The 6188-nt window shown below is 72.4% G+C and carries 5 protein-coding genes; 2 read left to right on the forward strand and 3 right to left on the reverse strand.

The genetic code is table 11. The annotated features are described in order from the left end of the window. From MXD58_RS17675 to MXD58_RS17685, 3 genes are all read right to left on the reverse strand, one after another. On the reverse strand, window positions 1–1095 hold a 1095-nt coding region (locus MXD58_RS17675), incomplete at its 3' end, for a serine/threonine-protein kinase (RefSeq protein ID WP_250609600.1). Between the two features lie 456 nt (window positions 1096–1551). Further along, window positions 1552–3642 (reverse strand): DUF2142 domain-containing protein, encoded by a 2091-nt coding sequence (locus MXD58_RS17680; RefSeq protein ID WP_250609598.1) that lies wholly within the window; start codon window positions 3640–3642, stop codon window positions 1552–1554. Between the two features lie 302 nt (window positions 3643–3944). Continuing rightward, complete coding sequence (locus MXD58_RS17685; protein WP_248838394.1) at window positions 3945–4619, reverse strand: acyltransferase; 675 nt, start codon at window positions 4617–4619, stop codon at window positions 3945–3947. A 219-nt stretch (window positions 4620–4838) separates the two neighbouring features. Between MXD58_RS17685 and MXD58_RS17690 the strand changes: the two genes are divergently transcribed. Together MXD58_RS17690 and MXD58_RS17695 are read left to right on the forward strand one after the other, a co-directional pair. Continuing rightward, a complete protein-coding gene (locus tag MXD58_RS17690) occupies window positions 4839–5822 on the forward strand; it encodes a glycosyltransferase family 2 protein (protein ID WP_248838393.1) in 984 nt (327 codons plus the stop codon). A gap of 2 nt (window positions 5823–5824) precedes the next feature. Beyond that, window positions 5825–6188, forward strand: a 364-nt coding sequence (locus MXD58_RS17695) for a glycosyltransferase family 4 protein (protein WP_250609599.1), incomplete at its 3' end; no start/stop codon positions are given.

Below are 6188 nucleotides of genomic sequence, written 5' to 3' on the forward strand. Positions count from 1 at the left end.
GTCGACACCGGGGTGCCACCCGACGGCCCGGCGGCGGACATGACCACCCGCCGCGGTGTGGCTGGCCGGGCCGGTGTGGCCGGTGCCGGGCGTGACCACGCCGGCGCCCGAACTGGTCGGTGCGGACGCGGCGGCCGCGCGCGCCGCGGGTGCCGTGGTGTGTGACGCCGCCGTCGCCGAACGGACGTCGCCCTGGCCCGCCTGGGCCGCGGGCCGCGCGTCCCGGCCGTCGGCGGGATGACCGGTGCCGCCAGGCTCACCGCCGCCGGCGCGTTGCGGGGGAGCCGCGTACGGCGCCGACGAGCGGATGATCCGGGTCACGTCCGGGTCGGGGTGGGTGGGTGGTCCCATCCCGACCAGCCGCAGGAACAGCTCCTGCGCGCTCGGCCGGGCGGCCGGATCCTTGCGCATCGCCTCCTCGACGATCGGTCGCAGCGCGGGGTCGAGACCGTCGAGGAGCGGTTCGCGGTGCACGACCCGATAGAGCTGGACCGGCGTCGGGCCGTCCCCGAAGGGGAACGAGCCGGTGCCCGCGTAGGTCACCAGGCCGCCCCACGCGAACACGTCGGCGGCGGCCGAGACCGGTTCGCCGTTGGCCTGCTCCGGCGCCATGAACGCCGGCGTCCCGATGCGCTGGATCTCCTGGCTCACCATCGTCTGGGAGTCCAGCGCCCGGGCGATCCCGAAGTCGATCACGCGCGGTCCCAGCGAGGACAGCAGCACGTTCGACGGCTTGAGGTCGCGGTGCACCATGCCCGCGCCGTGGATGGAGGTCAGGGCCGCCGCCACGCTGACCGCGAGCCGTTCCAGGTCGGCGGAACGCAGCGGACCCTCCGCGGCGACGCTCTGGGCGAGGGTGGGGCCGTCGATGTACTCGGTGACGAGGTAGGGCAGGCCGTCGGCGGGGTCGACGACGTCCAGCACCTCGGCGGTGCAGAACCGGGCGACGCGCCGCGCGATGTCGGCCTCGCGCCGGAACCGGGCGCGGAACTCCGGCACCCGGGCCAGATCCGGCCGGATGACCTTCACGGCGACGAGCCGGCCCGCGTAGCCGGGGGTGTTCGGTCGCCCCCGGCCGAGGAAGACGGTGCCCATTCCGCCCTCGCCGAGTCGCCCGAGCAGCTCCACCCTGGCCAGCTCCGTCGGGTCCGCGGGCTCGAGCGGGGTGACGAGGGCGCCGGCCCCACCGCCCGTCGGGGGATCGGCGACGATGTCAGTGGTGGGGTTGGCCCCCTTGGGCTCGACCTGGTCGGGTGGACGTGGTGTCGCCGTCGGTCCCGCGCCGGCGGGCGCCGACGCGGGTGGCGGCACGGGCGGAGGCGTCATCGCTCCGGCCCTGCCCGGCTCCCGCTTGCGGCGCAACATTCCCCCCGAGCTGAGACGGCCGACCGCGCGGACACGCGCGTACGGTCACCATCTCATGATCCGACATCCCCGGTTGGCGGCGGTGTCGGCGGCCGGTCGCCGGCGTCCGGGGTCGAGGTAAGTCTGCCGGCGGGCAGGGGCATGTGCATGCCGCGCGATGGATATCGAGGCAATGTCGCCGATCGGCTACTCCGGGCTGTCGGAGGTGGCGGCGTCCTCAGCCGGCCGGCTGCCCGCGGCCGGTGTGTTGCCCGCGGCCGGTGTGTTGCCCGCGGCCGGTGTGATGTGCGCGGCCGGTGTGATGTGCGTGGCCGGTGTGATGTGCGTGGCCGGTGCGTCAGCTTTGGCCGGTGTGGTGTTCACCGTCGACGGCGGATCGGCCTGGCCGCGGTCCGGGGAGGGGCCGAGCACGATCTGCCGCTCCTCGGTCGGCGTCTCGCGGCGGACGCGGGCGGCGCGACGCAGGCCGACCTCCCGAAGGCCCTGCGCGGAGCCGTTCCCGCCGGCGTGCTCGCGGCGCTTCGCCGGGGTGGTCGTGCCGGGGAGAGCCGCTGCCGTCGCCAGGGCGGGAACCGTGGCGGCGGAGGTGCCGCGCCGGCGCGGGTGCGCGGCGGGGTCTGGGGTCATGAGCGTCCACAGGCAGACGATCAGGGTGAGTGCCGCCAGCACGCACACCGCCACCGCGATGGTCTCCGCGACCCCCGGCGACCAGGGCGACCATGCGGTCATGTTCGTCCACGCGTCGTGGAGATCACCGTCGGCCGGCCGCCAGAAGTGGGGGAACACCATGCTGATCGACCAGATCTGCATGGTGGCGGCACCGGCGAGGAACAGCAGCGGCATGATCCGGGACAGCTGGCGCCCGGTGGCCGCGGCGCCCATCCCCACCCCGATCGCCACCGACGCGATCCCGGCGTACAGGTAGCGCCCGGAGATTCCGCTGACGTGGAAGTACTTGTCGAAGTTCTTGGCGGACTGCAGCGTCATCAGGCCGAACAGGCCCCAGGTGACCCAGAGCAGGAACAGCAGGTCGACCCGCCGTCGCCAGTCGCGACCGCGGATCAGAGCCAGCGCGAAGAAGAAGATGACCAGCCCAGTGGCGGTGCGCCCCCGCACCCTCGTGAGGTTGACCTCGAACCAGCCGAACGATCCCCACCAGCGCAGGATCGTCCCGTTGATCAGGACCTCGCGGTAGGCGCCCCAGTCGTCGCCCAGGTACTGGCCGAGCGGGAAGCCAGGCGTCTCCGGCTGGAACTTGCCCCAGCGCACGACGTTGACGATCCACCACCAGCCACCCAGGGCGATCATCACCGCCCCGCCGAGTGCGATCTGCCGCCAGGGCACCCGCAGCGCCGCGGCGGACGGCCCCACCGGGCCGACCTCGGCGAGCTTGATCGGCGCGGTGTCCGTCGGCTGGCCCGCCGGCCGGGCGGCCCGCAGCGCGCGGGCGTCGCGCCGCGCCCGGGACCAGGCCACCACATAGGCGAGCACGGCCATCGGGACCAGCACGATCGCGAGCGACTTGGTCATCAGCGCGAGCCCGAGGAAGGCGCCGGTGTAGATCGACGTGCGCGGCGTGGTGTCGCCGCGCAGCACGTGGACCACCGCGACCGTCGTCAGTCCGCCGGTCAGGACGAGCAGGTTGTCGTTGTTGACGCTGGAGCCGATGTGCGCCAGCTCGGGGACGGCGAGGGGGACGAGGGCGGCGCAGATCCCCGCGACCCGGCTGCCGTCGGAGAGCCGGTTCGCCCCGGCCCAGGCCAGCAGCGGCAGGGGGGCGACCATCAGGACGCTGATCAGCCGCAGGATGCCGATGATCTCGTCCCAGCGCAGGTCGGCGGCGTCGCCGGGGAGCGCCTTGAGGAGCTGCGCGTCGACCCAGTAGTACAGCGGCGGATGCTGGACGAGCTGCTGGATGCCGCCCCGCGGCGCCGGCGTGTTCTCCAGCGTCTGCCAGCTCGGCCGCTTGTCCCGGGGGGTCGACTCCGCCGCGGTGAACGGTCCGGCGGACAGGTCGCGGGTGGACTGCCAGCCGCCGTACGGCGCCTGCATGATGGCGCCGACGCCGCCCCGGGTCACGTTCGCGTGCCCGGGGTGCGGCCAACCGCGGCCCTCGACCAGCCGCATGACCGCATCGACGTGGTTGGGCTCGTCCGGGGCGTGGTACTGCGGCACCATCATCGACCAGCCGGCGAGCATCGCGGTGAACAGCAGCGTGATCACCCAGACGGCCGGCGGAGCGGAGCGCAGGATGCGCCACGGCCGGAACAGGGTCACGCCGGGCGTCCCGGTGAGCGTCGGTGGCCGGGTCTTTACCGGCGGCCGGGCTCGCGTCGCCGACCCGGTGCGTGCCCCGGGCCCGGTACGGGGACGCTGCCCGGTGCGCGCCCGCGGCCGGCGGCCAGTGGCGGGCGCGGGTGGACCGGGACTGGCGGCGACGGGGGCCGCCTCGGTCGATTCCACGGAGTCAGCCAAGACTGAACGGTCCCATCGGACGGAGGTGCTGTCATGCTACGGACACCGTCGACCGCTTGACTGTTCGGGTGGCAGGGTCTCCCGCCTGGTCATCGGCTTGCGGATCAACGCCAGGAATCGATGGAGCCGACGATCTTCGCCGGTGAGCCGGCGACCACGGCTTTGGGTGGAACGCTCTTCGTCACGACCGAACCGGCTGCCACGACGGCGCTCTCGCCGATCGTGACGCCCTTGAGCACGATCGCGCCGGCACCGATCCAGGCCCGGTCCTCCAGGATGATCGGCCCGCTCATCGGCTGCTCGACCCCGTCCACGATCATCGGATGGAAGTCGTTGTCCATCAGCTGGGTGTTCCAGGAGACGTTGCAGTAGGCGCCGATGGAGACTCGCTCGCGCACCAGGATCTTGGCGAAGCCGTTGATGTTCGCGGCGGGCCCGAGCTCCAGCACGCCGGAGTCGACGACGACCCGGATGCCGCGCTGCAGCGACACGACGCCCTGGCAGTGAATCCGGCCCTCCGGGCGCACCCGGATGATCGAAGTGTCCCGCTTCGTCGTCAGGCCGAACGCGCCGAGGCCGACCCGCAGGGCCGCACCCTCGTCGAACTCGATGCGCTCCCGGCCTTCGATGACCGTCGGCGAGCCGATCCAGATCGGCTGCCGGTGGGCGAGCGGGTAGCGCAGGCCGGCGACGAACGAGCGGGCCGAGGTCTCGCGGGCCGCCCGCAGCACCCGCACGTGCCGCACGTACTCACGTAGATCACTTTTGAACGCAGCCACGTCCAAACAGTAAGCGCCGCCGTGGGCCGGTCGGTGGGCCGGTCGTCGGTCAGCGATCCGGGCCGTGCGACTCTAGGGACGGCGGGTTGGCTACTCCGAACGGACACTCGACCCGTCACGGACCGGCGATCGGAGTGGGGACGATCTCGGCCAGGCAGCAATCACCGGCCCGCCCGCGGTAGCGGACGGCCGGGAACGACAACCGGGAGCCACACCGACGTGAGTGTCAGCGCCATCCACAAGCCCGAACAGCCGGGGAACAGCACCCCGACGCAGCCTGGGGCCGGCGACGACCTCGCCCCGGTCGAACCCGATGTCCCTTATGTCACCATCGTGCTGCCCTGCTACAACGAGCAGGACCATGTGGTGCGTGAGCTGGAGCGCATCACCGCCGCGATGGACGTGAGCGGCTACGCCTACGAGATCCTCGCGATCGACGACAAGTCGACCGACAACACCCTCGCCGTCCTGCGGGAGGCCGCGCCCCGGTTCCCCCGGATGCGGATCATGCCGTTCCGCCGCAACGGCGGCTCGGGCACGGCCCGGCGGATCGGCACCCAGGAGGCGCGGGGGAAGATCGTCGTCTGGACCGACGCCGACATGACCTACCCGAACGAGCGCATCCCCGAGTTCGTCCGCCACCTCGACGACAACCTCGACGTCGACCAGGTCGTCGGCGCCCGGCTCACCGAGGAGGGCACCCACAAGTGGGCGCGGGTGCCGGCGAAGTGGCTGATCAGGATGATCGCCCAGCGGCTGTCCGGCATGAAGATCCCGGACCTCAACTCGGGCCTGCGTGCCTTCCGGCGTGAGGTCTCCCTGCCGTACCTGCGCCTGTTGCCACCCGGGTTCAGCTGCGTCACGACGATCACGATGTCGTTCCTGTCGAACCAGCACCCGGTCGACTACCTCCCGATCGACTACGCCAAGCGGGCCGGGACGTCGAAGTTCCACCCCTTCCGCGACGCGCGGCGCTACATCCTGCAGGTGCTGCGGATGGTCATGTACTTCGATCCGCTCAAGGTGCTGATGCCGTTCGCCCTGTGGATCATGGGCCTGGGGTTCATCAAGCTGATCGTCGACCTGGTCCGGTACGACTTCCACGTGGCGACGTCGACCCTGCTGGCGATCCTCGTTGGCTTCCAGATCGTGGTGCTCGCCCTGATCGGCGACCTGGTGGCCCGATCGCGCAGTAACACCTGACGATGCGCGTCGCCCTCGTCGGCCCGACCCACCCCTACAAGGGCGGCATCGCCCAGCACACCACCGAACTCGCCCACCGGCTGGCCGGGCGTGGCCACGAGGTGGTGATCGAGTCCTGGTCGGACCAGTACCCCGCGCGGCTCTATCCAGGCGTGCAACGGGTCACCGAGCCCGAGATGGAGCCGTTCGCGTCGACCCGTTACCCGCTGTCCTGGCGCCGCCCGGACGGCTGGCCTCGCCTCGGTCGCCGGCTGCGGCGCGAGGTCGACGCGGTCGTGCTGGTCGTCGTCACGCCCATCCAGGCGCCGGCGTACCTGGGGGTCCTCGCCGGCGTCGGGCGTGGGTCCGCCGGCGGCCGGCGAGGGC

This window comes from Frankia sp. AgKG'84/4, assembly GCF_023242965.2.
Lineage (GTDB): Bacteria > Actinomycetota > Actinomycetes > Frankiales > Frankiaceae > Frankia.